Annotated in this window: 24 protein-coding genes, 1 pseudogene and 1 riboswitch; of the genes and pseudogenes, 15 read left to right on the top strand and 10 right to left on the bottom strand. The window is 63.2% G+C overall.

Annotated features, from left to right (window positions below; translation table 11 throughout):
• From NKI41_RS25395 to NKI41_RS25375, 5 genes and pseudogenes are all read left to right on the top strand, one after another.
• Window positions 1–335, top strand: a pseudogene (locus NKI41_RS25395) (S-(hydroxymethyl)glutathione synthase); the annotation flags it as partial.
• Between the two features lie 67 nt (window positions 336–402).
• Window positions 403–870 carry a YaiI/YqxD family protein gene (locus NKI41_RS25390; protein WP_352454435.1) on the top strand — a complete coding sequence of 156 codons (468 nt, stop codon included), beginning with the start codon at window positions 403–405 and terminating at the stop codon, window positions 868–870.
• Window positions 871–875: 5 nt separating this feature from the next.
• Window positions 876–1,553: a DUF1345 domain-containing protein gene (locus NKI41_RS25385; RefSeq protein WP_352685555.1), complete on the top strand. Its 678-nt coding sequence runs from the start codon at window positions 876–878 to the stop codon at window positions 1,551–1,553.
• Window positions 1,554–1,657: 104 nt separating this feature from the next.
• A complete protein-coding gene (locus NKI41_RS25380) occupies window positions 1,658–2,539 on the top strand; it encodes a cytochrome b/b6 domain-containing protein (protein WP_352685554.1) in 882 nt (293 codons plus the stop codon).
• Between the two features lies 1 nt (window position 2,540).
• Window positions 2,541–3,350: a molybdopterin-binding protein gene (locus tag NKI41_RS25375; RefSeq protein WP_352685553.1), complete on the top strand. Its 810-nt coding sequence runs from the start codon at window positions 2,541–2,543 to the stop codon at window positions 3,348–3,350.
• 23 nt (window positions 3,351–3,373) lie between these two features.
• Here NKI41_RS25375 and NKI41_RS25370 read toward each other — a convergent pair whose 3' ends face one another.
• Window positions 3,374–3,976 (bottom strand): DUF3011 domain-containing protein, encoded by a 603-nt coding sequence (locus tag NKI41_RS25370; RefSeq protein ID WP_352685552.1) that lies wholly within the window; start codon window positions 3,974–3,976, stop codon window positions 3,374–3,376.
• 98 nt (window positions 3,977–4,074) lie between these two features.
• Between NKI41_RS25370 and NKI41_RS25365 the strand changes: the two genes are divergently transcribed.
• Entirely contained in the window at window positions 4,075–4,893 is an 819-nt protein-coding gene (locus NKI41_RS25365) for a transporter substrate-binding domain-containing protein (RefSeq protein ID WP_352685551.1), read from the top strand.
• 14 nt (window positions 4,894–4,907) lie between these two features.
• Here the strand turns inward: NKI41_RS25365 and NKI41_RS25360 are convergent, their stop codons facing one another.
• Window positions 4,908–5,906: a hypothetical protein gene (locus NKI41_RS25360; protein WP_352473892.1), complete on the bottom strand. Its 999-nt coding sequence runs from the start codon at window positions 5,904–5,906 to the stop codon at window positions 4,908–4,910.
• Between the two features lie 203 nt (window positions 5,907–6,109).
• Window positions 6,110–6,196: riboswitch (glycine riboswitch) on the top strand.
• A 148-nt stretch (window positions 6,197–6,344) separates the two neighbouring features.
• Between NKI41_RS25360 and gcvT the strand changes: the two genes are divergently transcribed.
• The 3 genes from gcvT to gcvP are packed head-to-tail and all read left to right on the top strand — an operon-like array spanning window position 6,345 to window position 10,664.
• Window positions 6,345–7,463 carry a glycine cleavage system aminomethyltransferase GcvT gene (gene gcvT / locus NKI41_RS25355; protein ID WP_352685550.1) on the top strand — a complete coding sequence of 373 codons (1,119 nt, stop codon included), beginning with the start codon at window positions 6,345–6,347 and terminating at the stop codon, window positions 7,461–7,463.
• A gap of 5 nt (window positions 7,464–7,468) precedes the next feature.
• A complete protein-coding gene (gcvH, locus tag NKI41_RS25350) occupies window positions 7,469–7,837 on the top strand; it encodes a glycine cleavage system protein GcvH (RefSeq protein WP_352451343.1) in 369 nt (122 codons plus the stop codon).
• A 16-nt stretch (window positions 7,838–7,853) separates the two neighbouring features.
• On the top strand, window positions 7,854–10,664 hold the full coding sequence (gene gcvP, locus NKI41_RS25345; RefSeq protein ID WP_352685549.1) for an aminomethyl-transferring glycine dehydrogenase: 2,811 nt from the start codon (window positions 7,854–7,856) through the stop codon (window positions 10,662–10,664).
• A gap of 72 nt (window positions 10,665–10,736) precedes the next feature.
• On the opposite strand, the gene NKI41_RS25340 is transcribed toward gcvP, so the two are convergent.
• Window positions 10,737–11,906: a GGDEF domain-containing protein gene (locus tag NKI41_RS25340; protein WP_352685548.1), complete on the bottom strand. Its 1,170-nt coding sequence runs from the start codon at window positions 11,904–11,906 to the stop codon at window positions 10,737–10,739.
• Between the two features lie 273 nt (window positions 11,907–12,179).
• On the opposite strand from NKI41_RS25340, the gene parE reads away from it, so the two are divergent.
• Both parE and NKI41_RS25330 read left to right on the top strand, forming a co-directional pair.
• Entirely contained in the window at window positions 12,180–14,231 is a 2,052-nt protein-coding gene (parE, locus tag NKI41_RS25335) for a DNA topoisomerase IV subunit B (protein ID WP_352685547.1), read from the top strand.
• A 42-nt stretch (window positions 14,232–14,273) separates the two neighbouring features.
• Window positions 14,274–16,340 (top strand): FUSC family protein, encoded by a 2,067-nt coding sequence (locus NKI41_RS25330; protein ID WP_352685546.1) that lies wholly within the window; start codon window positions 14,274–14,276, stop codon window positions 16,338–16,340.
• Here NKI41_RS25330 and NKI41_RS25325 read toward each other — a convergent pair.
• Complete coding sequence (locus tag NKI41_RS25325; RefSeq protein WP_352685545.1) at window positions 16,337–17,458, bottom strand: DUF2336 domain-containing protein; 1,122 nt, start codon at window positions 17,456–17,458, stop codon at window positions 16,337–16,339. The genes NKI41_RS25330 and NKI41_RS25325 overlap by 4 nt on opposite strands.
• Window positions 17,459–17,568: 110 nt before the next feature.
• Between NKI41_RS25325 and NKI41_RS25320 the strand changes: the two genes are divergently transcribed.
• Both NKI41_RS25320 and NKI41_RS25315 read left to right on the top strand, forming a co-directional pair.
• Entirely contained in the window at window positions 17,569–18,060 is a 492-nt protein-coding gene (locus NKI41_RS25320; protein WP_502896453.1) for a MaoC family dehydratase, read from the top strand.
• 3 nt (window positions 18,061–18,063) lie between these two features.
• Window positions 18,064–18,945 (top strand): HpcH/HpaI aldolase/citrate lyase family protein, encoded by an 882-nt coding sequence (locus NKI41_RS25315; RefSeq protein WP_352685543.1) that lies wholly within the window; start codon window positions 18,064–18,066, stop codon window positions 18,943–18,945.
• A 20-nt stretch (window positions 18,946–18,965) separates the two neighbouring features.
• On the opposite strand, the gene NKI41_RS25310 is transcribed toward NKI41_RS25315, so the two are convergent.
• Window positions 18,966–19,550: a nitroreductase family protein gene (locus NKI41_RS25310; RefSeq protein WP_352500844.1), complete on the bottom strand. Its 585-nt coding sequence runs from the start codon at window positions 19,548–19,550 to the stop codon at window positions 18,966–18,968.
• 156 nt (window positions 19,551–19,706) lie between these two features.
• Between NKI41_RS25310 and NKI41_RS25305 the strand changes: the two genes are divergently transcribed.
• A complete protein-coding gene (locus NKI41_RS25305) occupies window positions 19,707–20,672 on the top strand; it encodes an RgsD C-terminal domain-containing protein (RefSeq protein ID WP_352685559.1) in 966 nt (321 codons plus the stop codon).
• A 157-nt stretch (window positions 20,673–20,829) separates the two neighbouring features.
• On the opposite strand, the gene thrS is transcribed toward NKI41_RS25305, so the two are convergent.
• From thrS to NKI41_RS25285, 4 genes are all read right to left on the bottom strand, one after another.
• On the bottom strand, window positions 20,830–22,803 hold the full coding sequence (gene thrS, locus NKI41_RS25300; RefSeq protein ID WP_352473907.1) for a threonine--tRNA ligase: 1,974 nt from the start codon (window positions 22,801–22,803) through the stop codon (window positions 20,830–20,832).
• Window positions 22,804–22,970: 167 nt separating this feature from the next.
• Window positions 22,971–23,786, bottom strand: coding sequence for a class D beta-lactamase (blaOXA, locus tag NKI41_RS25295; RefSeq protein ID WP_352473908.1), 816 nt, complete (start codon window positions 23,784–23,786; stop codon window positions 22,971–22,973).
• A 146-nt stretch (window positions 23,787–23,932) separates the two neighbouring features.
• Window positions 23,933–24,307 carry a membrane protein insertion efficiency factor YidD gene (gene yidD / locus NKI41_RS25290; protein ID WP_352685558.1) on the bottom strand — a complete coding sequence of 125 codons (375 nt, stop codon included), beginning with the start codon at window positions 24,305–24,307 and terminating at the stop codon, window positions 23,933–23,935.
• Window positions 24,308–24,386: 79 nt separating this feature from the next.
• Entirely contained in the window at window positions 24,387–24,554 is a 168-nt protein-coding gene (locus tag NKI41_RS25285) for a hypothetical protein (protein WP_352473909.1), read from the bottom strand.
• Window positions 24,555–24,645: 91 nt separating this feature from the next.
• On the opposite strand from NKI41_RS25285, the gene NKI41_RS25280 reads away from it, so the two are divergent.
• Complete coding sequence (locus NKI41_RS25280; RefSeq protein WP_352685542.1) at window positions 24,646–25,560, top strand: LysR substrate-binding domain-containing protein; 915 nt, start codon at window positions 24,646–24,648, stop codon at window positions 25,558–25,560.
• Here NKI41_RS25280 and NKI41_RS25275 read toward each other — a convergent pair.
• A complete protein-coding gene (locus NKI41_RS25275) occupies window positions 25,557–26,003 on the bottom strand; it encodes an iron-sulfur cluster assembly scaffold protein (protein WP_023678879.1) in 447 nt (148 codons plus the stop codon). The two genes, NKI41_RS25280 and NKI41_RS25275, sit on opposite strands and share 4 nt — an antisense overlap.
• Window positions 26,004–26,223: the final 220 nt, after the last annotated feature.

The following is a 26,223-nucleotide window of genomic DNA, read 5'->3' as shown; positions in this document are numbered from 1 at the left end:
ACAAGCTGAAGATCGTCGATCCGGGCGCGCTGATCCTGCGCCATGCCTGCACCGGCTGCGGCGTCCACATGCACGGCCCGGTCGAACGCGACCACGCGTTCAAGGGGCTGTCCTTCATCCATCCCGAACGCTTCCAGGAAGACGGCTGGGCGCCGCCGGGCTTCACCGCCTTTGTCTCCTCGATCATCGAGTCCGGTGTCGATCCGAGCCGCATGGACGGCATAAGGTCACAGCTGAAGTCGATCGGGCTCGAACCTTACGATTGCCTCAATCCAGGACTGATGGACTATATCGCCACCTGGACGGCCAAGAGATCCGGCGCGTTGCCGGCCTAGTAGCCGCTCGACTATCACCGATCGAGCCGGGCGACGCCGCCCGGCTCTTTTCACATTTGGAACAACGATGCCCGCACCTGCTATTCTCGTCGATGCCGACGCTTGCCCGGTGAAGGCCGAGGTCGAAAAAGTCGCCGAGCGGCACGGCATCGTCGTCACCTTCGTCTCCAATGGCGGCTTGCGTCCGTCGCGCGATCCGATGATCCGCAATGTCGTCGTCTCCAAGGGCGCCGATGCCGCCGACGACTGGATCGTCGAAAACGCCCGGTCCAACGACATTGTGGTGACCGCCGACATCCCGCTTGCCGCGCGCGCGGTGGCGCTTGGCGCCCATGTGCTCGGCCCGACGGGACGCCCGTTTACGCCGGAAACGATCGGCATGGCGGTGGCAATGCGCGATCTCAAGCAGCATCTGCGCGAGACCGGCGAAAGCAAGGGCTACAATTCGAGTTTCGCGCCGCAGGACCGCTCGCGGTTCCTAGGCGAGCTTGACCGCATCTTGCGGCGAGCGCTGAAATCCGCGTCAGCGGACTGAAGGCCATGGCGACTGGTACCCCGACCAAGATGCCCATGCAACGCCACACGCCGTTCGCGGTGTCGGCCTGCATCGGCGTGGCAGCCTTTGGCGCCGCGCTGGTCTGGCGTGCGCCGCTTGCCTATTCGATCGGCGCCAATGTGTTCTTTGCCGCCTATCTCGTCCTTGTCATCGCCCATATGCCGCGGCTTACCGGCAGCTATCTGCGCAAGAATGCAGGCGACACGGACCTGCCGGTACTGGCCATCTTCGCGGTCACGCTGATTGTCGTCGCTATTGCCATCATGTCGTTGTTTCAATTGATCAACAGGGAGAAGAGCGCGGACACCGTCGAGCTTATGGTGGCGCTGCTGTCTATCCCGCTTGGCTGGTTGACCATCCATGCGATGGCGGCACTTCACTACGCGCATATCTACTGGTTGGATGGCGATGCGATGGATGGCGACACAAAAAAGAAAATTCCGGTCGGCGGCCTTGACTTCCCGGGCGGCAAGCGGCCGGAAGGCTCGGATTTCCTCTATTTCGCTACGGTGATCGGCATGACGGCCCAAACCGCCGACACCAACATCACGACCTCGCAAATGCGCCGTGTCGTGCTTGTGCATTCGATCCTGTCGTTCTTCTTCAACACGGTCATCGTGGCAGCCGCGGTCAACCTCGCCGTCAGCCTCGGCAGTCCGTAATAAATCCGTGATCGGGTGAAACATCGCTTAGGCTGGCGACGTATTGGGAGGAGAAGAGATCTGACAGGCCATGCGGAACCGCTTGGCAGGGAGGCACGGAAAACATGGAATCAGTTGCCAGAGGCGAAGCCAGCACCGAGGCAGATAGCGCTGCTTCGGCGGATGCGACGCTGATCTATCGCCAGTCGCGCTGGACGCGGCTGACGCATTGGCTGTGGGCGATCGCGCTGTTCTTCATGCTGCTTTCCGGCCTGCAGATCTTCAACGCCCGCCCGCAGCTCTATATCGGCAAGGAGTCGGGTTTTGGCTACAACAACACCGTCTTCGCCATTGGCGCCGAGAATACGGCGACTGGCCCGCGCGGCTATACCGAAATCTTCGGCAAGCGCTTCGATACCACTGGCGTGCTCGGCTGGTCGGGTCCGGCCGGCCAGGAGACCTCCCGTGCCTTCCCGTCCTGGGCGACGATCCCTTCCTATTACGATCTCGGCACCGCGCGCGTTGTTCATTTCTTCTTCGCCTGGGTGCTGACCACCACGCTGCTGGTCTGGCTGGTCGCCAGCCTGATCAACGGCCATTTGCGCCGCGATCTTGCCCCGCGCCTCGATGATTTCAGGCGCCTGCCGCGAGACATTGTCGAGCACGCCAAGCTCAGGTTCCATCACACGCGCGACTACAACACGCTGCAGAAGCTGGCCTATGGCGGCGTGCTGTTCGTGCTGCTGCCGCTGATGATCATCACCGGCCTTGCCATGTCGCCGAGCATGGATTCGGTGCTGCCGTTCCTGAATGATCTGCTCGGCGGCCGGCAGACGGCGCGCACCATTCATTTCACGGTGATGCTGCTGCTCGTCGCCTTCTTCATTATCCACATCCTGATGATCCTGGCCGCCGGCCCAATCAACGAGCTGCGCTCCATCATCACCGGGTGGTACCGAACCGACCCGCCGGCGCATGGCGACAATGCGCCAGAGAGGAGTGCCTGACATGGCGAAATTCGAGATCAGCCCCAAGCTACAGATAAGCCGAAGAAAGTTCCTGACCTCGGCCAGCCTCGGCCTTTCCGGCATCATGCTGTCGGGCTGCGACGCCTTCGACAACCAGCTTGGCGTCGGCGACAGCCTGCGCAGCTTCCTCGAAAGCGCTAATGGCCTGACCTGGCGGGCGCAGCGACTGCTTGCCGGCGCTGATGCGCTGGCGCCGGAGTTCACCGAGGCCGACATTCGCCAGCCGCAGCGGCCGAACGGCGTCACCGCGCCCGACGACGATTTCTACAAGGGCCTGCTCGCCAGCGATTTCGCCAACTGGCGGCTGGAGGTTTCAGGCCTCGTCGAAAAACCACTGTCGCTGAGCCGCGAGCAGCTGATGAACATGCCGAGCCGCACCCAGATCACCCGCCACGACTGCGTAGAAGGCTGGAGCTGCATTGCCAAATGGACCGGCACGCCGCTGTCGCTGGTGCTCGACCAGGCAGTGGTCAAGCCGCAGGCGCGCTACGTCATGTTCCACTGCCTCGACACGATCGACCGCAGCTTGGCCGGCGACATCAAATATTACGGCTCGATCGACCTGGTCGATGCTCGTCATCCGCAGACGATCCTTGCCTATGGCCTCAACGGCAAGCCGTTGCCGGTCGAAAACGGCGCGCCGCTGCGCGTCCGCGTCGAGCGCCAGCTCGGCTACAAGATGCCGAAATACCTCTACAAGATTGAGCTGGTCGACGGCTTCGCCAATATCGGCGGCGGCAGAGGCGGCTATTGGGAGGACAATGGCTACGACTGGTACGGCGGCATCTGACCGAAACCTGACCCGAGCTTCATCTAACTGTCGTCGTCGCTGTCGTCGCCGTCGCTGCGCAGGGCCGGATTCAGGTCAGGATTGTCGTCAGGGGTGACAAGCTTGCCCAGCCCATGCGGTCCCTGGTAGTTGCCGTGGGTATCGAAGTTGGGGTTGCCCTGATTGTCGAATTGCGGCGTCGGATCGATCGATTGGTCGTAACGGCGCGGGCGCGGCTTCGGATAGTAATTATCGGAATGATGGCGATGCGAATCGCCGTTGTCGAGAATGGCGCCTACCACGCCGCCGACGATAATGGCTGCGGCGACGTCGCCAGCAGAGGGATTGCGGTTGGGGCTGGCGACTGCGAATTCGGCCGAGCAACCATTGTCGACCCAGATGCCGCCGCCGTCATAGCCCCAGCTTCTACCGTATACGCAACGCGCCTTCGACAGCCGGGAGGTCAACTGCACGCCGCGGCGCGTATCGATCCCGCAATAGGAATAGCGGTAGTCGGCGCTGGAGCAGACCACGCGTTTTGCCCCCGCAGCCTGCGCTGCCGCCGGCAGCAGCGAAAGCTTCGCCGGATTGCCCAGGAGGCAAACCAGGAACATCATCGAACCGGTAACCGCCATCCGTGCCGACATCGCAACTCTCCATCAGGGTCCGCTATCGACAGAATGGCACCTCTGTGTAAATCTGACAACCGGACAGGCTCAGCGAGGTTATATTAATGCGCGCTAAGATGATCGCCACAACTATACTTGCCCTTTCTGCCTGGTTGGCTTTGTCGCTGCTGCCAGCCCGGGCGGACGACAGCCTCAAGCGCATCATCGACCAGAAGACACTGACGGTCGGCGTGGCGCTCAACCCGCCATGGATCCTCAAGAAGGCCGACGGGAAGTTGGCCGGCTATGATGTCGACCTGACCAGTGCGCTGGCGTCTGATCTCGGCGTCGACCTGAAGCTGGTCGAGGTGCCCTGGAACGACCTTAAGACAAGACTGCTCAAGGGTGATTTCGACATGATCGCGGCTGGCTACGCCAGCACGCCGGAACGCGCACGCGAGGTGGTGTTCTCCAACCAGACCGGCACCGCCGATATCCGCATGGTTGCGACGATCGCCAGCCTTGGGAAAAGGCCGGGAAAGGCAGTGGCGGCGCCGGGATACAAGATCGCCGTGCTGTCCAATTCCACCGATGAAGCCGCCGCGAAGGAAGCTTTTCCCAAGGCGACCATCCTGTCTTTCGACAATACCTCAGATGTTTTCGCCGCGATCATCGGCGGCGACGCACAGGCAATGGTCGCGACATCGCCGACGCCGCAGATGGCCGCCAGGCTCTATGACGCGAAGTTGACGATGGTGGGCGGCCCGCTGTTGCGGACGCCGGAGGCGTTTGCGATGCGCCCGGACGATGTCCGCCTCGTCCAATACGTCAACAACTGGATCGGCGCGCGCACCGCCGACGGCACCATAGGCGGCGTGCGCCGCTACTGGTTCGGCAGCTTCAAATGGATGTCGCGGTTCGACACCAGCGCCAAGCCGGAGCCCGCCAAACAATAGCGTCGCGCGACTGCTTACGCGACCTTGTCGATTAGCGGCTTCAGCGCCGGGTGGATTTCCGGCGAGGCGTGCTTGATCAGCGTCAGCAGCGCGCGCTCGTTCTCCTGCAGCGGCCGGTCGCCGATGTGTTCGGCGAGCCACTTCGCTTCGCCGGCATCGACCGTCTCGGCGCGGCGGGCCAGAGCCTCGGCTGCCTTGTTCTTGGACTCCCACTCGGCTTCGATATCGCCGGGTGAGCGATAGGCTTCCATGATGCCGGACAGGCCGCCCGATACCATGCGGCTGAAGAACCCGCCGATCTCCGGATCGGCCTGCTCGAAGAACGAATCCCGGCGCAGCGCCACGTCGCGCACCGGCGGTTCGTAGCCGGCCGAACACATGACGAAATTGGCGATCGCCTTGACGAACAGATCGTTCCAGGACGGATCGTTGTCGCCCGCCGCTGTCCGCTCGTTGATCTCGAACAGCACCTCGGCCTCGGCGCGGCTGATGGCGATGTTGCCATCGCCGCCGTAGGCGTAAAGGATGCGGCGCAACAGCTCGACCTCAGCCTTGGCAATCGACCCAGGGATAAGCCTGCCGCCGGTCATCAGCGGCCCCTTGCCGTCCACGACCGCATGAGCGACCTGCTCCAGCGCATAGCTGGAAAGCGTGCTCGGCGATGATTTGGCAACTTCCAGCACATGCACCAGCAGCTCGAGTTCGGTCTGGCTGTCGACCATGCCGTCGCGCGAAATCGTCCGGATCAGCCAGTCGGCATTGTCTTGCGAAACATAGCCCGCCGGCTTTTCCTGGTGGACGATGAAATCGGTGACGGCCTCGACGAAAAACTCAAGCCATTCTGCGCATTTGTCCCTCGCCGTTGCATCCAGCGCAAACAGCGCCTCGGCCTCGCCGCGCGTTACCACGCCGTCGCCGAACACTTCGCCGCGCAGCATGACCACGTCTTCCGCCGTGATCCGATTTTTCGAGGTCAGCCCGGCCACCGGCGCGCTCATGATCAATTCGCCCATTTTGTTCCCCGCCCGCCGCCGGTAATTGCCGGCCCTTATGCGGTATATCGGCAAGGTCTTGAGAAACCGGCAAGCGGCGTGGTTAGCGAAGGCTTGCCTGTAAAGAAGGCCCGCAGAAGACTTGGCGTAAAAATGTCGCCGGCAGGTGACAAGGTGTCGTCCACGGGCTATGGATGACGAGTCGAGGGCTCCTGACCGAGTCCTACCTGTTTGCGGGAGAGAGCAGCGAGAGCTGCCGCCGAAGGGGAAATCGCCCGAAATCTCTCAGGCAAAAGAACCGTAGACGGGAAAGACACTCTGGAAAGTCGGGGCTTGCCCCCGCGCCGAAGGTGTAAGCGCTGCCGACAGAGTTACGGGGCGCGAGTCTCTCAGGCTTCAGACAGAGGGGCACGGACTGGTCGCCTTTCGCGGCCGCTTGCGTGCGACTCTGGAGATGACATGACGGGCGACGACACCAAACACCTCCCCCTTGAAGATCTGCATATGGCAGCCGGTGCGCGCTTTGGCGCCTTCGCGGGCTGGTCGATGCCGCTGACCTATCCGGCCGGCGTGATGAAGGAGCACCTGCACAGCCGTGAGCATGCCGGCCTGTTCGACATCTCGCACATGAAGCTGTTCGAAATCAGCGGTCCGCGCGCAGCAGCGCTTCTGAACCGCGCCTGCCCGTTCGATGCCGGCGCGCTTGAGGTTTCCCAGTCCAAATACACGTTCTTCCTCAATGAGGCGGCCGGCATTCTGGACGATCTGATCGTCACCAGGCTCGGCGCCGAGCGCTTCATGATGGTCGCCAATGCCGGCAACGCCGCCGCCGACGAAAAGCATCTGCGCGCACTGGCCAAAAATTTCGATGCAGAGGGCGATTTCGATGTAAAAGTGGATGCGCTCGACCGCGTCTTCTTGGCCATACAGGGCCCCGAGGCGTGGGCTGCCCTTTCCCGCGCCGGCATCGAGACCGGTTCGCTGGTGTTCATGCACGGCATCGAGCCGCGCGAAAAATGGTTCATGAGCCGGTCCGGCTATACCGGCGAAGACGGCTTCGAGATCGGCCTGCCGGAAGCGGATGCAAGAAACCTCGTCGCCAGGCTGCTCGAGGATGAGCGGGTGATGTGGGTCGGCCTTGCCGCCCGCGACAGCCTGCGGCTCGAAGCCGGACTGTGCCTGCACGGGCTGGACATCACGCCGGAAATCGATCCGGCCAGCGCCGGGCTGATGTGGGCCATCCCCAAGGAGGTTCGCGCCTCTGGCGCCTTCATCGGCGCCGATGCGCTGCGCGCCGTCCTGGAGCGCGGTCCGGCGCAAAAACGCGTCGGCCTGAAGCCGGAAGGCCGCCAGCCGGCGCGCGCCGGTGCTGCCCTTTTCGATGCCGACGGCAATCCTGCTGGCCATGTCACCTCAGGCGGCTTCGGCCCCTCGGCCGGTCATCCGGTCGCCATGGGCTACGTCCAGACGCCGCTTGCCAAATCCGGCGCAAAACTGTTCGCCGATGTCCGCGGGACGAAAATCCCGGTCGACATCCACCCCTTGCCCTTCACGCCCCATCGCTACCGCAAAGGATGATTTCAATGGCAAAGACCTATTTCACCGAAGATCACGAATGGCTGCGCGTCGAGGGCGGCATCGCCACGGTCGGCATCACCGATTACGCGCAGCAGCAGCTCGGCGATCTCGTCTTCGTCGAACTGCCGGAGCCGGGGAAGAAGCTGGCCAAGGGCGACACCGCAGTGGTGGTCGAATCGGTCAAGGCCGCATCGGATGTCTACGCGCCGGTCGACGGCGAGATCACCGAGGCCAACACCTCGCTGTCATCGGATCCTTCACTCGTCAATTCGGCGGCAACCGGCGACGGCTGGTTGTGGAAGATGAAGCTGGCCAATGAGCGCCAACTCGACGGACTTCTCGATGAAGCCGCTTACAAAGCCCATATTGGTTGATAGCAGGACCAGGAAGATGACCGCAGCACCCTACCCCTTCTCGGCTCGCCATATCGGCCCGGGCCTCCATGACGTCAGAGCCATGCTGGCGACGATCGGCGTTCCTTCGGTCGAGACCCTGATCAGTCAGGCAGTGCCGAAGTCGATCCGGCTCGACCGGCCGCTGGCCCTGCCCGCCCCCGCAAGCGAAGCGGAAGCGCTGACCGAGCTCGCGGCGACGATGGCAAAGAACACGGTGCTGAAGAGCTTCATCGGTGCCGGGTATCATGGCGTCCACGTGCCGCCGGTGATCCAGCGCAACCTGTTCGAGAACCCGGCCTGGTATACGGCTTACACGCCTTACCAAGCCGAGATCAGTCAAGGCCGGCTGGAGATGCTGTTCAACTTCCAGACACTGGTGACGGAACTGACCGGCCTGCCGGTGGCATCGGCCTCGCTGCTCGACGAGGCGACGGCGGTGGCCGAAGCGGTTGGCATCGCGCTGCGCCATCATCGCGACAAGCGCACCAAGGTGGCACTGGCCGGCACGCCGCACCCGCAGACGCTGGACGTCGTGCGCACCCGCGCCGAGCCGCTCGGCATCGAGGTCGACGGCGAGGTGATCGACGACAACACCGCCGCCCTGCTGGTCTCCTGGCCCGATACATTCGGCGTCTACGGCGACCACAAGGCAGCGATCGACAGGGCCCGTGCTGCCGGCGCGCTGGTCGTCTTCATCGCCGACCCGCTTGGCCTGACGCTGACCGATGCGCCGGCCAGGCTTGGCGCCGACATCGCCGTCGGCCCGATGCAGCGTTTTGGCGTGCCGATGGGCTTTGGCGGGCCGCACGCCGCCTATTGCGCCGTCTCCGACAGGCTGACGCGGCTGATGCCCGGCCGGCTCGTTGGCCAGTCGACGGATAGCAAGGGCCGTCCTGGTTATCGCCTCGCTTTGCAGACACGCGAACAGCATATCCGCCGCGACAAGGCGACGTCCAACATCTGCACCGCACAGGCGCTGCTCGCCAATATGGCGACGGCCTACGCGATCTGGCATGGCCCTGCCGGGCTGCAGGCGATTGCCGGCCGCGTCCACACGCTGGCCAACCGCCTGGCTGCCGGCCTCAAGGCAGCGGGCGTTTCGGTGGTCGGCGACAGCCATTTCGACACGGTGACCGTGAAAGTGAAGGGCAGAGCCGGCGCGATTGCCGCCGCCGCAGAAAAGACCGGCCGGCTGCTGCGCGTCATTGACGCCGACCATGTCGGCATCAGCTTCGACGAGACCTCCACCGAGGCCGATCTGGAGGCGATCGCAGCACTTTTCGGCGCCAAGGCCGGCGTTGCCGCCGGCAGTTCCATGCCAGGAAAACCGCGCGGCAAGGAGTTTCTCACCCAGCCCGTCTTCCGCGAAAACCACTCGGAAACCGACATGATGCGCTTCCTGCGCCGGCTGGCCGACAAGGACCTGGCGCTCGACCGCGCCATGATCCCGCTCGGCTCCTGCACCATGAAGCTCAACGCCGCCGCCGAAATGATGCCGGTGAGCTGGCCTGATGTCGCCAACCTGCATCCCTTCGCGCCGGCAAACCATTCGATAGGCTATCGCGCCATGATCGACGAGCTGGAAGGCTGGCTGGCCGAGATCACCGGCTTCGACGCGGTGACCCTGCAGCCCAATGCCGGCAGCCAGGGCGAATATGCCGGGCTGCTCGCCATTCGCGGCTATCATCTCTCGCGCGGCGAAGGCCATCGCACCGTCTGCCTGATCCCGTCCTCGGCGCATGGCACCAATCCGGCAAGTGCTGCCATGGCCGGCATGAGCGTCGTCGTCGTGCGCTGCACCGAGGACGGCAATATCGATACGGCCGACCTGCAGGCCAAGGCGACCGAGCATGCGCACAACCTCGCGGCGCTGATGTTCACCTACCCTTCGACGCATGGCGTCTTCGAGGAAGGCGCGCGCGACCTCTGTGCGCTGGTTCACAGCCATGGCGGCCAGGTCTATTTCGACGGCGCCAACCTCAACGCGCTGGTCGGCCTCGCCCGTCCCGGCGATATCGGCGCCGATGTCTGCCACATGAACCTGCACAAGACCTTCTGCATCCCGCATGGCGGCGGCGGCCCCGGCGTCGGCCCGATCGGCGTCAAGGCGCATCTGAAGCCATATCTGCCCGGCCACGTCACCGAAGGCTCGGCCCATGCCGTGGCGGCGGCACCGTTCGGCAGTGCCTCCATCCTGCCGATCACCTGGATGTATATTCGCATGATGGGCGCTTCCGGCCTGAAGCAGGCGACCGAGACGGCGATCATCTCCGCCAACTATGTGGCGACGCGGCTTGGCGAGCATTTCCCCCTGCTTTACAAAGGGCGCAACGGACGCGTCGCGCATGAATGCATCCTCGACACCCGCGTGCTCAAGGACAGCGCCGGCATCAGCGTCGACGATATCGCCAAGCGGCTGATCGACTATGGCTTCCACGCGCCGACCATGTCGTTCCCGGTCGCCGGCACGCTGATGGTCGAGTCGACCGAGTCCGAGCCCAAGCGCGAGCTGGATCGTTTCTGCGAGGCGATGATCGCCATAGCCGGCGAGGCAGCCAAGGTGGCGAAGGGCGAATGGCCGTTGGCCGACAATCCTCTAGTCAATGCGCCGCACACCGCCGCCGAGGCGTTGGCCGGCCAGTGGACCCATCCCTATTCGCGCCTGGAGGCGGCCTACCCCGCCGGCGATGCCGACACGGCGGCAAAATACTGGCCGCCGGTGTCACGCATCGACAATGTCGCCGGCGACCGCAACCTCGTCTGCTCCTGCCCGCCGCTGTCGGAATATCTGGGTGCGGCGGAATAGATCATGATCCCGAAAAGTGGAATCCGGTTTTCGGACAAGATCACGGGTCTAACAAGCAGATAGAAACCTCAATCAGGCAGAACGCAAGGCCGGCCCGTCGGCCTTGCTCGCCCGGTCCCGAACGACGACGCGATTTCGCCCGGCGCGCTTTGCCGCATAGAGTGCTGCGTCGGCTTCGGCCAGCACATCGTCGAGACCGGTGCCGTTTGTTCCGCCAAAGCCGATGCCGCCGCTGACTGTGCTTCGCAACGGACCGAGTTGGGTGGCCACGACTTCCGTGCCGAAGGCGACGCTGATCTTGCTCGCAATGTCATAGGCCTTCTCTTCCGTCATCCGCGACATGACGAGCACGAATTCCTCGCCGCCCAACCGGAAGGCGTCGACGCCGGTCCGGGCGTATTTCCTGATGACGGCGGCAAAGCGGCACAGAACCTGGTCGCCGACCGGGTGACCGAATACGTCGTTCGTCCTCTTGAAATGGTCAAGGTCGAACATGGCAACGGACATGAACGGACCGAAGACCCGCTCGCCGTAGAGTGCCGTCAACGCCCGCCGATTCATCAGCCCGGTCAATGGATCGGTCATCGTCTCGGCCTTCAATTCGATCTGCGCCTGCAAATGGTGCAGGGAGAGCGTCAATGCGCCGAGCCCGGTCATGCAGGCGACGGCCACGACGGAATTCACCCGCTCGGCCCAATTGTCCGGTGCTACACCCAGCACCCATTGGCCCGTGACCAGCAGGACCGCGCCGCAAAGTCCGAACGACAGCGCACAGACGCCGCTCAGGAACGAGACGACCAGCAATATCCGGCGATCGTGACCACCCTCAATCCAGAACATCGCCCCGATGAGCGAGAGCAGCGCCGTTACCGTCGCGTAGGTGACAATAAAGCCGACACCATCAAACCCGAGATACGTCGCGCCCGCGCAAACAGCCATCGCAACCAAGGTCGGCAAGATGGCTCGCCTGTAGTCGCCTGTGCCGAGATATTGCATGGCCGACAGGCAGATGATCAGGAAGCCGAGGCTGAGAAGCACAAGCACGATCTGGCAAAGCCAGGCGCTTGGATCCCTGGTGTAATGCCAGAACAACACGACATGTGCGACCAGCACGAGAATGCCGCAGGCCACCGTCAGCACAAAGCGTGCCTTTGGCGCGCTGAACCAGATCGCAAACATGGTGATGCTAAGGCACGTGCCCGACAGCGCCGCCGCGAGCAGGAGCGAACTGTAATCCAACATGCTTAAGCGACAGCCTCTTGAGGGTTTCGCTGCATTATAGGTCAGCGACAGTCCGCAAATACCGTTTTTTCAGCCAATCTTGCGGCGTAACCTTCGGACAGGGTTTACAAAGCGTCGATGCTCCACCCTCGACCCCATTTCCGCCGCTTGGTTGTCGAATGGTTTTGCAGTAAGAGGCCCTATCCTCGAACGTAACAGGAACCTCCGTCGCCTGCCCGCCAAAAGCGTGGCAGTATCGGGTGGTGATTCGCAGCATCGGAATCCAGGACCGGCATGGACGACAATAACGATCTTTTCGCCAAATTCGACAAGCAGCCGCAACCGGCTCGCGCCGCCGCGCGCCCGGCCGACCCGCTGGTGCAGGCGGCGAAGCGGCCGGCGCCCCGCGACGCCAGCGAGAGCTATAGTGCCGCCGACATCGAAGTGCTGGAGGGGCTGGAGCCGGTGCGCCGCCGCCCGGGCATGTACATTGGCGGCACCGACGACAAGGCGATGCACCATCTGTTCGCCGAGGTCATCGACAATTCGATGGACGAGGCGGTCGCCGGCCATGCGACCTTCATCGATGTCGAGCTTTCCGCCGACGGATACCTGTCCGTCACCGACAACGGCCGCGGCATTCCGGTCGATCCGCACCCGAAATTCAAGAAGCCGGCGCTCGAACTCATCATGACGACGCTGCATTCAGGCGGCAAGTTCGACAGCAAGGTTTACGAGACGTCCGGCGGCCTGCACGGTGTCGGCGTTTCCGTCGTCAACGCGCTGTCCGACCATCTCGAGGTCGAGGTGGCGCTGGGAAGGAAACTTTATCGGCAAAAGTTCTCGCGCGGCATTCCTGTGACCGGCCTGGAGCAGCTCGGCGAGGTGCACAACCGCCGCGGCACGAAGATCCGCTTCCATCCAGACGAGCAGATTTTCGGCAAGGGTGCTGCTTTCGAGCCGGCGCGGCTCTACCGCATGGCGCGGTCAAAGGCCTATCTGTTCGGCGGTGTCGAAATCCGCTGGACCTGCGATCCGTCGCTGATCAGGGAAAAGGACACGACGCCGGCCAAGGCAGAATTCCATTTTCCGGGCGGCCTCAAGGATTATCTGAAAGCCTCGCTCGGCGACGAATTCCAGGTGACCCGTGAAATGTTTGCCGGCAAGAGCGAGAAGCAGGGCGGCCACGGTTCGCTCGAATGGGCGGTGACCTGGTTCGGCGGCGACGGTTTTATCAATTCCTATTGCAACACCATCCCGACCGCGGAGGGCGGCACGCATGAGGCTGGGTTCCGCAACGTCCTGACGCGTGGCTTGCGCGCCTACGCCGACCTGGTCGGCAACAAGCGCGCCTCGATCGTCACTTCCGAGGATGTGATGATCTCGGCGGCGGGCATGCTGTCGGTGTTCATCCGCGAACCGGAATTCGTCGGCCAGACCAAGGACAGGCTGGCGACGATCGAGGCGATCCGCATCGTCGAAAGCGCCATCCGCGACCCGTTCGACCACTGGCTGGCCGACAATCCGCAGGAGGCTTCGAAACTGCTCGAATGGGTGATCGCGCGCGCCGACGAGCGGGTGCGCCGCCGCCAGGAAAAGGAAGTGTCGCGCAAGAGTGCGGTGCGCAAGCTGCGCCTGCCCGGCAAGCTCGCCGACTGCACGCAGAATGCCGCCGCCGGTGCCGAGTTGTTCATCGTCGAGGGCGATTCGGCCGGCGGTTCGGCAAAGCAGGCGCGCGACCGCGCCAGCCAGGCGGTGCTGCCCCTGCGCGGCAAGATCCTCAACGTCGCCAGCGCCGGCAACGACAAGCTTGCCGCCAACCAGCAGATATCCGACCTCATCCAGGCGCTTGGTTGCGGCACGCGCTCGAGATATCGCGACGAGGACCTGCGTTACGACCGGGTCATCATCATGACCGATGCCGACGTCGACGGCGCCCATATCGCCTCGTTGCTGATCACCTTTTTCTACCAGGAGATGCCAAGCCTGGTCCGCGGCGGCCATCTCTATCTGGCGGTGCCGCCGCTTTATTCGATCCGGCAAGGCGGCAAGGTCGCCTATGCCCGCAACGATGCGCACAAGGACGAACTCCTGCGCACCGAATTCACCGGGCGCGGCAAGGTCGAAATCGGCCGCTTCAAGGGGCTGGGCGAAATGATGGCTGCCCAGCTCAAGGAAACCACCATGGACCCGAAAAAGCGCACGCTGCTCAGGGTCGACGTTATCGATGCCGAGGCGGCGACCAAGGATGCGGTCGACGCATTGATGGGGACCAAGCCCGAGGCCCGTTTCCGCTTCATCCAGGAACGCGCGGAATTCGCCGAGACGGAAGTGCTGGATATCTGAGCTCCCGCCGCTAGCTTGGCCTTCTGAGCTGGAGACGAGCACTTGACCTGGGCGCGGCTGAAGGACGATATCGGCACGCGGATCGCTGGCCTGACGCGGCCGACGCGTTCGGACTGGATCTTTGCCCTGCGCACCGTTTCGGCCGGCCTCATCGCGATATTGGCCGCCTATGCGCTGAAGCTCGACCACCCGCAATGGGCGATGATGACGGTGTTCATCGTCGCACAGCCGGTCGCCGGCATGGTGCTGGCGAAGGGGTTTTATCGTCTCCTCGGCACGTTTGCCGGCGCGCTGGCGGCGATCGGCATTACCACTCTTTTCGATGCCAACCCCTGGTTGCTGGTTGCAGTTCTTGCCGTCTGGATCGGCATCTGCTCGCTGGTCTCGTCGCTGCTACGCAATCCGGAAGCCTATGGCGCGGCGCTTGCCGGCTACACCGCGATGATCATCGGCCTGCCGGCTTTCGGCCAGCCGCACCTCGTCATCGATCTCGCCGTGGCGCGCTGCGCGGAAATCGTGCTTGGTATCGTCTGCGCTGCGCTGACCAGCCGGCTGATCCTGCCGAAACTGGCCGCCGACGCCATCATCTCAAGACTGAAACGCAGCATTCTCGACCTGGCGGCCTATGCGGACGGCGCTTTTTCCGGCGGCGATACGGAAAAGCTTGCCGGGCTGCACCGCAAGCTGATCGGCGACGTCCAGACGCTCGGCGAGATGCGCACCTACGCAAGGCTGGAGGGGCCGAGCCTCGCCACCCGCGCCTATCCGGTCCGGCGTACCATCGGCCAGCTTCTGTCGGCCCTGTCGGCGGCGCGTGCGCTGCATGCCCATGCCGCTCCGAAGAATGTAGCCCTCATCCCAGTTCGCGCCGAGTTGCAGGCCGTTGTCCGCGAACTGGTAGCCAAGCCGGGCGCGCTGGACGATACGGCGCCCTGGGTGGCGCGGCTCGACGCAATCGCCGGCAAGGCGCGACAGATGCCTGACGTCGCGGCCGGGCAAGACATTAACTGGGCTGGCACTGTCACCCGTCTAACCATTGCCGCCGACTTCGCCGGGGCAATGCAGCAAGTGCTGCGCGGCCTGGATGCACTCCGCTCTCCCCCGTCTCGTGCCAGTCGCGAACGGCGGCAGCCAGCGCTGGTGGTGCACCGCGATTACCGTGCGGCATCGCGCAATGCGGTGCGCGCAGCAATCGCCACGCTCCTGGTCGCCGGCTTCTGGCTGGCGACGAAATGGTCGGACGCGACCGGCACGGTCATTCTGGTCGCCGTTGTCTCCAGCTTGTTCGCCGCGCGCGCCGATCCGATCCGGTCGGCATGGAACTTCTTCGAGGGCACGTTGCTCGCCCTGCCGTTCGCGTTTGTGGTCGGGCAGATAGCACTTCCAGCGCTGCCGGGCTTTGGCTGGTTCATGGTCTTTGTCGTGCCGATCCTGGTACCAGCGGCACTGGCCATGGCCAATCCGCGCTATGTCGGCGTGGCAACGGCCTTTGCGATCAATTTCCTCGCCTTCCTCAGCCCACATCAGGTCATGACCTACGATCCGGAGCCGTTCCTCGCCAATTCGGCAGCGGTCCTTGTCGGCATTCTTCTGGCGATCGGCGTCTTCGCCGTCGTGCTGCCCGCCGACCCTTGGGTTACAGTCAACCGCATCCTGCAAACCATGCGCGAAGATCTTGCACGCCTTTGCCTGCACGACCGCCTGCCGCGGCGATCGGCCTTCGAAAGCCTTGCCTACGACCGGATCAACCAGTTGATGCCACTGCTGCAGAACGCCGGCAAGAAAGGCGACGCGGTTCTCGGCGGCGGCATAGCTGCGGTTACCGTCGGCCTCGAAATCCTGCGGCTGCGCAACGCGCAACAGAGTTCCGCGATCCCACCTCAAACAGCACTTTCCATCGCCAATTTCCTGCGCGGTCTGGCACGCGAGCTGCTGTTCAGGCGGCCCGGCGAGCCGCAGACGGCGACCGTCGCCGTCGCCAGGCAATATGCAGCTGGCATCGCGGAGCGAAGCGAAGCAGCCGAAATGCTGCAGATCGCCGCCTCGCTGCGCATCATTGCCGCCGCGATCGAGGATTTTCCGGATTTTTTCGAGAAAGACCGGGTTTAAGCAGCGGCGATCGCCAGCGCGTGCCCGCGTGCGTTCTCGCGCAGCGCGTCGAGATGGATCGATTTGACCAGCCCGGCGAGATCGCCTTCGGCGGACTGTCCGCCCAATTCCTTCAGCATCAGCCAGCTGACTTCCTGGACGCCGGCGAGGCGTTTGCCATTGGCGACCTCGCGCCAGACCTTCAGCGCGCGCAGAATGATGGCGTGGGTGGCGGCGGCAAGCCCGGCGCTGCGGAACAGTGCCTGCAGAGCCACGTCATGGCCGCCGGCCAGCAGTGCTCTCACCCGTTGTTCGGACTGTTGGCTGAGCACGACCAGCGCCGAACCAAAGAAGTCGACCTTGCCGTGCGCAATGGTGCGGACGACGAAGCTTGCGGTCAGGTCGCCGCGCAGGCGCAGATGTTCGACAAGTGCGGTATGTTCCTCTGTCCGCGTGCCTTCGATCAGCGTCACCGAAGCCTTGATGCAAGCATCGCGCGTGACGCGCTCGGCCCTGGCGGCGCCCATCAGCGCCAGCACCAGCGGCGACCCCTTGAGCATCTCCCCGAGCTTGACCAGCAGCATATGCCGGCAATCGGCGGGCAGCCGGGTGTCGGCGATCAGCGCCTCGCGCACCAGAGGCAGATGGCCGTGCCGCTCGGCCATGCGGCGAAAGCTGACGGATGCGATATCGGCGCCGCTGTTGGCGAGCAGCGTGTTGCAAGCCTCCGGCTCACCGATCTCGGCGATCGCCGCCGCAACCGACATCGAGACACGCGGCCGGTCGGCGATCACCTTCTGCGTCGCTTTCTGGCCGCCGGCAACCCGATCAATCAGGTCGGCATCGGTAAGCAGCGGCGAGCGCGCCAGTACCAAAGCGGCCACCTCGGGCTGGTCCGACGCCAGCGCGCTGACGATCTGCGGCGGCGCGTGGTGGCTCATGGAAAGCGCGTCGGCGATTGCCAGTCGCACCTTCGACGATGCGTCGTCGAGCAGCAGCGTCAGCGCCGCCTCCGCAGCGCAGCGGTCCTCGAAAGGCAGGTCCGAGTCGACATAGGCGCGAGCCAGCGCGCTTGCCGCCGCAGCACGCTCCGACACCTTCGCCGTGTGGATCCATTTCAGGAAATGCGAAACGACCATGTCGCCTGCTTACGCCCTTTGCCAGAAGGTTTCTGGTCCCTGTCGAGACCGTAGGCACAAATGGTTTATGAACGGTTCACCATGTTCGTTAACTGGCTTGCGAGCCCGGTATGCAACGCCTATCAACCCTTAAGCAGCGGAGGAGATCGACCATGGCCGGACTTTACCTTGAGGAGTTCGTTGTCGGCCATGTGTTCAAGCACACGCTGCGCAAGACCGTGACCGAAGGCGACAACATGCTGTTTTCGGTGATGACGCTGAACCCGCAACCGCTGCACATCGATTTCGACTTCGCGGCGAAGAGCGAATGGGGCAAACCGCTGGTCAATTCGCTGTTCACACTGGGCCTGATGATTGGCATTTCAGTCAACGACATCACCGTCGGCACCACTATCGCCAATCTCGGCATGAGAGAGACGGTGTTTCCGCACCCCGTCTTCCATGGCGACACCATTCGCGTCGAGACCACGGTGGTTTCGGTGCGCGAATCCAGGTCGAAGCCGGACCGCGGCATCGTCGAGCTCGAGCATCGCGCCTATAACCAGAACGACGTGCTGGTTGCCAAATGCACGAGGCAAGCCATGATGATGAAAAAGGCATAGCCGATGCGTTCTCTGCTCTTCGTTCCCGGCGATTCGGAAAAGAAGCTGGAGAAGGGCTTTGGCGTAGGCGCCGACGTGGTCATCGTCGACCTTGAGGATTCGATTGCTGCGCAGAACAAGGGGTTGGCGCGCGACACAGCGGCGCGTTTCATCGCCGAGCACAGGCACCGGACCAGCTCCGCGATCTATGTGCGCGTCAATGACCTTTCGACCGGACTGACCGACGACGATCTGGCGGCGCTCGTGCCAGCAAAACCAGACGGCATCATGCTGCCTAAGTCGAATAGCGGACTGGATGTCCAGCATCTCTCGGCCAAGCTCAGGGTGCACGAAGCCGAAAGCGGCCTGCCGGATGGCGCGATAAGGATCCTGCCGATCATCACAGAAACGGCCGCAGGCGTCTTGGCCGCAGCGACCTACGCCCGTGCAAGCGCGCGGCTTGTCGGCGTCACCTGGGGGGCGGAAGATCTGTCGGCGGCGATTGGCGCGCGCGCGACGCGCGACGCGAATGGCCGCTACACGGATGTGTTCCGCCTCGCCCGCACCAGGACCATGCTTGCCGCAAGTGCCGCGGAAGTCGCGGCAATCGACACCGTCTTTCCGGATTTTCGCGACATGGCCGGCTTCGAGGCCGAATGCGCCGAGGCCGAGCGCGACGGTTTCACCGGCAAGATGGCGATCCATCCGGCGCAGGTGCCGGTCATCAACGCCGCCTTCACGCCTTCGGCGCAAGCGGTGAAAAGCGCCCTGGCGATCGTCGAGGCGTTCGAGGCGGCAGGAAATCCAGGCGTCGTCGGCATCGACGGCAAGATGTACGATCGGCCGCATCTCAAGCTCGCAGAGCGGCTCCTGGCGCGAGCCAAGGCAGCGGGGCTTGATCCTTAGGGTCTTGTTCCGCGCCGGAATTATCCCACCCACGGCCCTGAATAGTCGGCATAGAGCTTTGCCGGATCGGGCCGCGGTCGTTCCGGCGCTGGCCCCTGGTAGGAGCCGATATGGACGAAGCCGACGACCCGCTCATGCGGCGCCAGGCCGAGGATCGCCCTGCCCTCGGGCACGTCGGAATACCAGTTGCTGATCATGTTGGTGCCGTAGCCCAGCGCATTGGCGGCAAGCATCAGGTTCATCGCCGCCATGCCGCCGGACAGGAACATCTCCCATTGCGGGATCTTTGGGTTTTCCCTGGGGATAGAAATCACGCCGATGACCAGCGGCGCGCGCGAAAAGCGCGCCAGTTCCTGGTTGCGGCGGCCTTCCGGCAGCGGCCCTTCGCGCTGTTCGGCAAGTGCTGCCAGCTTCTTGCCGATATCGACGCGAGCCTCGCCGCGATAGAGGATGAAACGCCAAGGCTCCAGCCGGCCGTGGTCCGGCACCCGCGAGGCGGCGGCGATCATCGTCGCGATCTCCGCATCGCCCGGTGCCGGTTCTTTCAAATCCGGGATCGGCGCGGAATTTCGGGTCAGCAGAAAATCGATGATCGGCGACGCCATGGGCGCAAGTCTCCTGGAATTTGAGCTGAAGCGCACCATCGGGACATCGGGCGGCTTGGGCATTGGCGCGGCGCGCCGGACAAAGAGCCCTGTAGCAGAAGCCGACCGGACTCTTAAGCCTTGAAATTGCCACCGCCTTGGGCTTCAACGCAAGGCATGTTTGAGGGGACATTGCGTCTTTTCCTGATATGGCTCGCTGCCGCACTGTTGATGGTGCCGGTTTCGCTTGCCGTCGCCCAGGATGTGGACGGCCTTGGCGAGCTGAAGCTTCCCGGAATTTCGGGCTATGCACCTCCGAAAAGCGAGACATCGCTGGCATTGGGCAGCAGCGGGGCGATCACGCTGTCGGCGCAATTGACCGACAAGGGCGCCGACATCACGCGCGGCATAGTCTGGCGCGTCTTCAAACCCGAATCGGCCAGCGACGGCAAGCTGACGATGGTCGCCTCCTCTCATGGCGGCACCGCCATATTCCAGCTCGAGCCGGGTTCGTATCTGGTCCACGCCTCCTACGGGCGGGCCGGCGCCACCAAGCGCATCACCGTCGGCAAGGAAGCCAAGCGCGAGAGCCTCGTGCTCGATGCCGGTGGCCTCAAGCTCGATGCAGTGCTGTCCGGCGGGGTACGCATACCGCCGAAGAAGCTGCGCTTCTCGATCTATGAGAGCCACGCCGCGGCCGATAGCGATCGCGCCCTGATCATACCCGATGTCGAGCCGAACAGCGTCGTGCGGCTCAATGCCGGCACCTACCACGTCGTGTCGACCTATGGCGCGGTGAACGCGGTCATCCGCTCCGACATCCGCGTCGAGGCCGGCAAGCTGACCGAAGCGACCGTCGAGCACCGTGCCGCCGAGATGACCATGAAGCTGGTGCGCGAACCAGGCGGCGAGGCGATCGCCGACACCTCCTGGTCCCTGCTCAACGAATCCGGCGATCCGATCAAGGAAACCGTCGGCGCCTTTGCCTCGATGGTGCTGGCCGAGGGCGACTACACCATCATCGCCAAGAACCGCGACCGCATCTACCAGAAGGATTTTACGGTGGTGGCTGGGCACAACCAGGACATCGAGGTTCTGGCCACCGAGGCTTCGGCCATCGATTCCGAGGAAGGCGCCGACTGAGACGCGCCCCTCTAAGCTGCCTTGTGCATGGGTCGCGCCAGCGCGTCGCCGACGCGCACGTCGATCGATTTGCCAGATAGGCGTGCGGCGTGACAGGCATACAAAATATAAAATGGCGGTGGATCGCTCCACCGCCATTCATTGCTCGTCGACTGGTTCAGGCCGCGCGGCGCTTGCGGTCGGGTGTCACCGCCTCGTCGGCAAGCAGCCTCACGGCGGCTGCGAGGCCGAGTGATTCCTGGTCACGCGACCCGAGACGACGGATATTGACCGTTTCTTCCTCGGCCTCGCGCTTGCCGCAGACGAGGATGACCGGCACCTTGGCCAGCGAATGCTCGCGGACCTTGTAGTTGATCTTCTCGTTGCGCAGATCGGCTTCGGCGATCAGCCCCGCCGCCTTCAGCTGCGCAACGACCTTCTGGGCGTAATCGTCGGCATCGGAAGTGATCGTCGCCACCACCACCTGCAGCGGCGCGAACCAGAGCGGGAAATGGCCGGAATAATTCTCGATCAGGATGCCGAGAAACCGCTCCATCGAGCCGCAGATGGCGCGATGCACCATCACCGGCTGCTTCTTTTCCGAATCCGAGCCGATGTAGAAGGCGCCGAACCGTTCAGGCAGGTTGAAATCAACCTGCGTGGTGCCGCATTGCCAGTCGCGGCCGATGGCGTCCTTCAGCACATATTCGAACTTCGGCCCGTAGAACGTGCCCTCGCCCGGATTGACGCCCGTCTTGATCCGGTTGCCCGACCGCGCCGCGATCTTGTCGAGCACGTCCTGCAGCACGCCCTCGGCATGATCCCACATCGCGTCGGTGCCGACCCGTTTTTCGGGGCGGGTCGCCAGCTTGACGGTGATTTCGTCGAAGCCGAAATCGGCATAGGTCGAGAGGATCAGATCGTTGATCTTGATGCACTCGTCGGCGAGCTGTTCCTCGGTGCAGAAGATGTGCGCATCATCCTGGGTAAAGCCGCGCACGCGCATCAGCCCGTGCAGCGCGCCGGACGGCTCATAGCGATGCACATTGCCGAATTCCGCAAGTTTTACCGGCAGATCGCGGTAGGATTTCAGCCCGTGCTTGAAGATTTGGACGTGACCGGGGCAGTTCATCGGCTTCAGCGCAAACACCCGGTCGTCGTCGGTGTCGTCGCCAGCAACGGTCACCTTGAACATGTTGTCCCGGTACCAGCCCCAGTGGCCTGACGTCTCCCACAGGCTCTTGTCGAGCACCTGCGGCGCGTTGACTTCCTGATAGCCCTGCTCGTCGAGGCGGCGACGCATGTAATTGACCAGGTTCTGGAACATCCTCCAGCCCTTGGCGTGCCAGAAGACGACCCCGGGGCCCTCCTCCTGGAAGTGGAACAGGTCCATCTCACGGCCGAGCTTCCTGTGGTCGCGCTTCTCGGCCTCCTCCAGCATCGTCTGATAGGCTTCGAGCTGCGCCTGATCGGCCCAGGCCGTGCCGTAGATGCGGGTCAGCATCGGATTGTTGCTGTCGCCGCGCCAATAGGCGCCGGCGACCTTCATCAGCTTGAAGGCGCTGCCGATCTGGCCGGTCGCGGCCATATGCGGGCCGCGGCAGAGGTCGAACCAGTCGCCCTGTGCATAGATCTTGAGATCCTGGTCCTCGGCGATGGCGTCGATCAACTCGAGCTTGTAGCGCTCGCCCTTGTCGGCAAAGATCCTTTTCGCCTTTTCGCGCGACCAGACCTCCTTGGTGAACGGCTTGTTGCGTGCAATGATCTCGCGCATCTTCTTCTCGATCACCGGGAAATCGTCGGGCGTGAACGGCTCGTTGCGGGCAAAATCGTAGTAGAACCCGTTTTCGATCACCGGCCCGATGGTCACCTGCGTTCCCGGCCAAAGTTCCTGCACGGCTTCGGCCAGCACATGGGCTGCATCGTGGCGGATGAGCTCCAGCGCACGCGGGTCCTCGCGGGTGATGATCTCGACTTTGCCCGATCTGCCGATCGGGTCGGAAAGATCGCGCAGCGTGCCGTCGATCGAATAGGCAACGGCCTTCTTGGCCAGCGACTTCGAGATCGATTCCGCCAGGCCGGCGCCGGTCATCGCCGCGTCGTAATCGCGAACGGAACCATCGGGAAATGTCAGGGAAACGGAATTCAGCATAAGATTCTCCTATCCAGTCCCGCAAACGAGCGCGGGTGGTAAAATGCATGTCGCCCAAGACTGCTTAGCGGTTTTGGCGCTACGACATGCATCAGTAAGAGCCGGATGCGTCCGGCGGCGAGCGGTCTTTTATGGGCAGTTTTCGGCGCCGTAAAGCCGGATGTAGGTCACCTGAGGAGATTCGGCAGATCTTTCAGGAACATCGCCCGCGTCTTGAGTCCCTTTGGCGTGTCGGAACGTTTCGTATCGACTACCAGGCGGGCAAAGACGATCTTGCGAGCATCGGTCTGCGCCCAGCCGACAAACCAGCCAAGCGAGCGCTTGTCGGCGCTGTCGCCGAGCCTGGTCGTTCCGGTCTTGCCCTGCACCGTCCAGCCGCCTGCCCGGAAGGTCGGGACAATCGCGCTGGTCATCGCATGGGCCTTGTCCGAAACCGGCAGTTTTCGCGCCAGCAGCTTGCGCAGGAAATCGACCTGCTCGACCGGCGATATCTTGAGCGAAGAATTCACCCAGGAATGGGTGAGGCCGTCATTCTTGCCGGCAGTGCCGGAGACTTCGGTGTTGCCATAGTCCAATCTGGACACATAGCCGGCAAACTGTTTGCTGCCGAGCCGGCGCGTAATCTCGCGTGAGAACCAAAGGACCGAATCCCTTTCCCAGATCGTCGGGTCGACGGTCTTGCGGTCCCGTTTCGGGGCATTGAACTCTGCCTTGTACTCCCAGCTTGGCGTATGCTCGTCGCTCAGGATTCCAGCATCATAGCCGATCAGCGCCAGCGGAACCTTGAATGTCGAGGCGGGGCTGAAGCGCTGATCACAGGTCCCTTGGCGATACAGCGTCTCGCCGCTTGCGGCGTCGACGATCAGCGTGCATTCGACGTCCCCGAGCGGCGCCGATTGCGCACGGATCGGAAAACCCATCAGCCACGCCAGGACGTAGAGAACCACGGCGAAAATGAAGGGACGACGATCTATCCGGCGCATTTGGTAATCTCTCCTGAAGGGTGTCAGGAGCGGCTTAGCGAGGTGTCTTGTCTCGATTTTGTCTCAAATGCGCTATGTCAGCGCAAGCTGCGGTTAACCCTACCAGATCGTAAAAAGCGACCCCTCTGTGCACCGCACAGTTGCGGTCAACTGTCCAGGTCGCCACGTTTTTTCCCGATCCGCCAGTACCGCCATGGCATGAACCAGAGGTAGCGATCAGCCAGTGCCTCAGGCACCCGGTCGATGCCGTGCGTGCCGAACGGTCCGCAGCGCAGCACCCGGAAAAACCCCATCCAGCCGCCGGCCCACAGCCCGTGGCGGGCGATCGCTTCGTACGCGTATTCGGAACAGGTCGGCAGATGCCGGCAGGAATTGCCGACGAAGCCGGACAGCGTCAGCTGGTAAAGTCGGACAAGCGACGTGCCGAAGACGCGGCCCGGCGTCTTGCGCCACGGGCCGGACCAGTTGCGTCCTTGTCGAATCGGCCTGGCGCCGTGCGCATGCCGATGTTGGCCGACCACCGCAGTCTCCACATCGCGTTTCCCTACGCGATAGATGTGCGCATCGGGCCAGGAACGCAATGCCGTTCCGGCAATCCCGTCATGGCCTGGTAGGGCGAACCGGATAGCGGTCGGGCGTCGGCCTTCGGCATACGGCGACGCTGGTCGGCGGCCTCTCCTCGCACCAATCCCTATGCGGTTTCTCGTCGTACCATTGAAACGTCGCGATCCGCATCACATCGCCCAGAATGTTGAGAAACTGGATCATGGCGGCACTCCTTGAGCACCGATTAGAGCGCCGCTGGCCTTGCTCTTCAAACGAGTATAACGTCCACGTCAGATAACTCTGAGTTATGCGAATGAAGCGCGGACACCTCCCCCTGACGGCTCTGAGAAGCTTCGAAGCAGCCGGTCGTCAGCTGAGCTTCAGCCGTGCGGCCGAGGAGCTTTATGTTTCGCAGGCGGCGATCAGCCGACAGATCCGCGAGCTCGAAACCTTCCTGCGCCAACCTTTGTTCTTCCGCCATCATCGCCGCGTCGAGTTGACCGACACCGGCCAGCGGCTGCTCGACCAGTTGGTCAGAAGTTTCGAGGGCATCGACAGGCTGCTTTCGGAATTGACGGCGGCCCCGACGCAGTCCGTGGTGCGTGTCAGCGTCGAGCCATCGCTTGCATCCGTATGGCTGGTGCCGCGGCTCAACCGCTTTCGCGAGTTGCGACCCGACATCGACGTTTCCCTTGAGGTCGACCCGAGATTGATAGAGTTTCGCAGCGATCAGCCCGAACTTGCCCTGCGTTTCAGTGCGCACGCCACCTCATGGCCACGCAGCGAAGCCGAACAGCTTGCCGCGGTCGTCGATTCCCCAGTTCTGTCGCCGGCACTTCTTGCATCCGGCCCAGCTCTGGAAAAGCCGATCGACCTTGGTCGCTATACGTTGCTGCACGAAGAAAACCGTCAGGCTTGGGCACGCTGGTTCGAAGCGGCGGGCGTGACGGCTGATGCCGTGCCTGCGCGCGGTCCGATGCTGGCCGATGCTTCGCTTTCGAAGCAGGCAGCCTTGCTTGGACATGGTGTCGCGCTGGGCGATCTATTGCAGATCGGCGAAGAACTTGCGTCCGGCGCGCTGATCAAGCCTTTCGACATCGACGTCGCGTCGGGCGCCTATTGGCTAGTGGCCAGAAGGCTGAATGACCTTTCCGAGCCAGCCAGGGCTTTTGCCGACTGGGTCCGGGCGGAATTCGCCGAAAGCCGGCGTTTTCTCGCCAAGGTTTAAGCCGCCTCTTCCGCCCGCTTCTTTTCGATCTGGCCGATGGCGTCGACCACTGCGTCGAAGGTCAGCATGGTCGAGGCGTGGCGTGCCTTATAGTCGCGCACCGGCTCCAGGTATTTCAGGTCGGCGAAGCGGCCTTCGGGCGGCGGGCCATTTTCCTTCAGCATCTTCAGCATCGTCTCGCGCACGCTGCGCAATTCTTCTGCACTGGCGCCGACGACATGCTGCGCCATGATCGAAGACGACGCCTGGCCAAGCGCACAGGCTTTCACGTCATGCGCGAAATCGCTGACGACGCCATCATCCATCTTCAGATCGACGGTCACCGTCGAGCCGCACAGCTTGGAATGTGCTCGTGCGGTTGCGTCGGGCCGGTCGAGCCGGCCGATCCGTGCGATGTTTCCGGCAAAACCCAGAATTTTCGCATTGTAGACATCGTCGATCATATTTTTCCAATCCGTCGCCGCCCAGCGAACAGTCATTGCCGCTCTGGCGTCTTCCTTTCGCTCGGCACGAACATATATAATGGCGGTAGTCGGGTATCGACAAGGCGACCACAAACCTCGTCATACCCAATTCTGTTCACGCCACTTACGGGCTGGAAACCGGGCGAGTTTCTGACACCCGAAAGGTCGTGGTCCGTTCAACTCGTTCCTCCTGAGAGAG

The organism is Mesorhizobium sp. M0601, from assembly GCF_040320845.1.
In the GTDB taxonomy this organism is placed as follows: domain Bacteria; phylum Pseudomonadota; class Alphaproteobacteria; order Rhizobiales; family Rhizobiaceae; genus Mesorhizobium.
The sequence above is the reverse complement of the archived record's forward strand: the minus strand, read 5'-3'. Positions and strand labels throughout refer to the sequence as shown.

Bases quoted from the DNA above. Each gene is read 5' to 3' on its own strand.
- NKI41_RS25390 (WP_352454435.1), top strand. From the start codon at position 403: ATGCCCGCACCTGCTATTCTCGTCGATGCCGACGCTTGCCCGGTGAAG.
- NKI41_RS25385 (WP_352685555.1), top strand. From the start codon at position 876: ATGGCGACTGGTACCCCGACCAAGATGCCCATGCAACGCCACACGCCG.
- NKI41_RS25380 (WP_352685554.1), top strand. From the start codon at position 1,658: ATGGAATCAGTTGCCAGAGGCGAAGCCAGCACCGAGGCAGATAGCGCT.
- NKI41_RS25375 (WP_352685553.1), top strand. From the start codon at position 2,541: ATGGCGAAATTCGAGATCAGCCCCAAGCTACAGATAAGCCGAAGAAAG.
- NKI41_RS25370 (WP_352685552.1), bottom strand. From the start codon at position 3,976: ATGTCGGCACGGATGGCGGTTACCGGTTCGATGATGTTCCTGGTTTGC.
- NKI41_RS25365 (WP_352685551.1), top strand. From the start codon at position 4,075: ATGATCGCCACAACTATACTTGCCCTTTCTGCCTGGTTGGCTTTGTCG.
- NKI41_RS25360 (WP_352473892.1), bottom strand. From the start codon at position 5,906: ATGGGCGAATTGATCATGAGCGCGCCGGTGGCCGGGCTGACCTCGAAA.
- gcvT (WP_352685550.1), top strand. From the start codon at position 6,345: ATGACGGGCGACGACACCAAACACCTCCCCCTTGAAGATCTGCATATG.
- gcvH (WP_352451343.1), top strand. From the start codon at position 7,469: ATGGCAAAGACCTATTTCACCGAAGATCACGAATGGCTGCGCGTCGAG.
- gcvP (WP_352685549.1), top strand. From the start codon at position 7,854: ATGACCGCAGCACCCTACCCCTTCTCGGCTCGCCATATCGGCCCGGGC.
- NKI41_RS25340 (WP_352685548.1), bottom strand. From the start codon at position 11,906: ATGTTGGATTACAGTTCGCTCCTGCTCGCGGCGGCGCTGTCGGGCACG.
- parE (WP_352685547.1), top strand. From the start codon at position 12,180: ATGGACGACAATAACGATCTTTTCGCCAAATTCGACAAGCAGCCGCAA.
- NKI41_RS25325 (WP_352685545.1), bottom strand. From the start codon at position 17,458: ATGGTCGTTTCGCATTTCCTGAAATGGATCCACACGGCGAAGGTGTCG.
- NKI41_RS25320 (WP_502896453.1), top strand. From the start codon at position 17,569: ATGCAACGCCTATCAACCCTTAAGCAGCGGAGGAGATCGACCATGGCC.
- NKI41_RS25315 (WP_352685543.1), top strand. From the start codon at position 18,064: ATGCGTTCTCTGCTCTTCGTTCCCGGCGATTCGGAAAAGAAGCTGGAG.
- NKI41_RS25310 (WP_352500844.1), bottom strand. From the start codon at position 19,550: ATGGCGTCGCCGATCATCGATTTTCTGCTGACCCGAAATTCCGCGCCG.
- NKI41_RS25305 (WP_352685559.1), top strand. From the start codon at position 19,707: ATGTTTGAGGGGACATTGCGTCTTTTCCTGATATGGCTCGCTGCCGCA.
- thrS (WP_352473907.1), bottom strand. From the start codon at position 22,803: ATGCTGAATTCCGTTTCCCTGACATTTCCCGATGGTTCCGTTCGCGAT.
- blaOXA (WP_352473908.1), bottom strand. From the start codon at position 23,786: ATGCGCCGGATAGATCGTCGTCCCTTCATTTTCGCCGTGGTTCTCTAC.
- NKI41_RS25285 (WP_352473909.1), bottom strand. From the start codon at position 24,554: ATGATCCAGTTTCTCAACATTCTGGGCGATGTGATGCGGATCGCGACG.
- NKI41_RS25280 (WP_352685542.1), top strand. From the start codon at position 24,646: ATGAAGCGCGGACACCTCCCCCTGACGGCTCTGAGAAGCTTCGAAGCA.
- NKI41_RS25275 (WP_023678879.1), bottom strand. From the start codon at position 26,003: ATGATCGACGATGTCTACAATGCGAAAATTCTGGGTTTTGCCGGAAAC.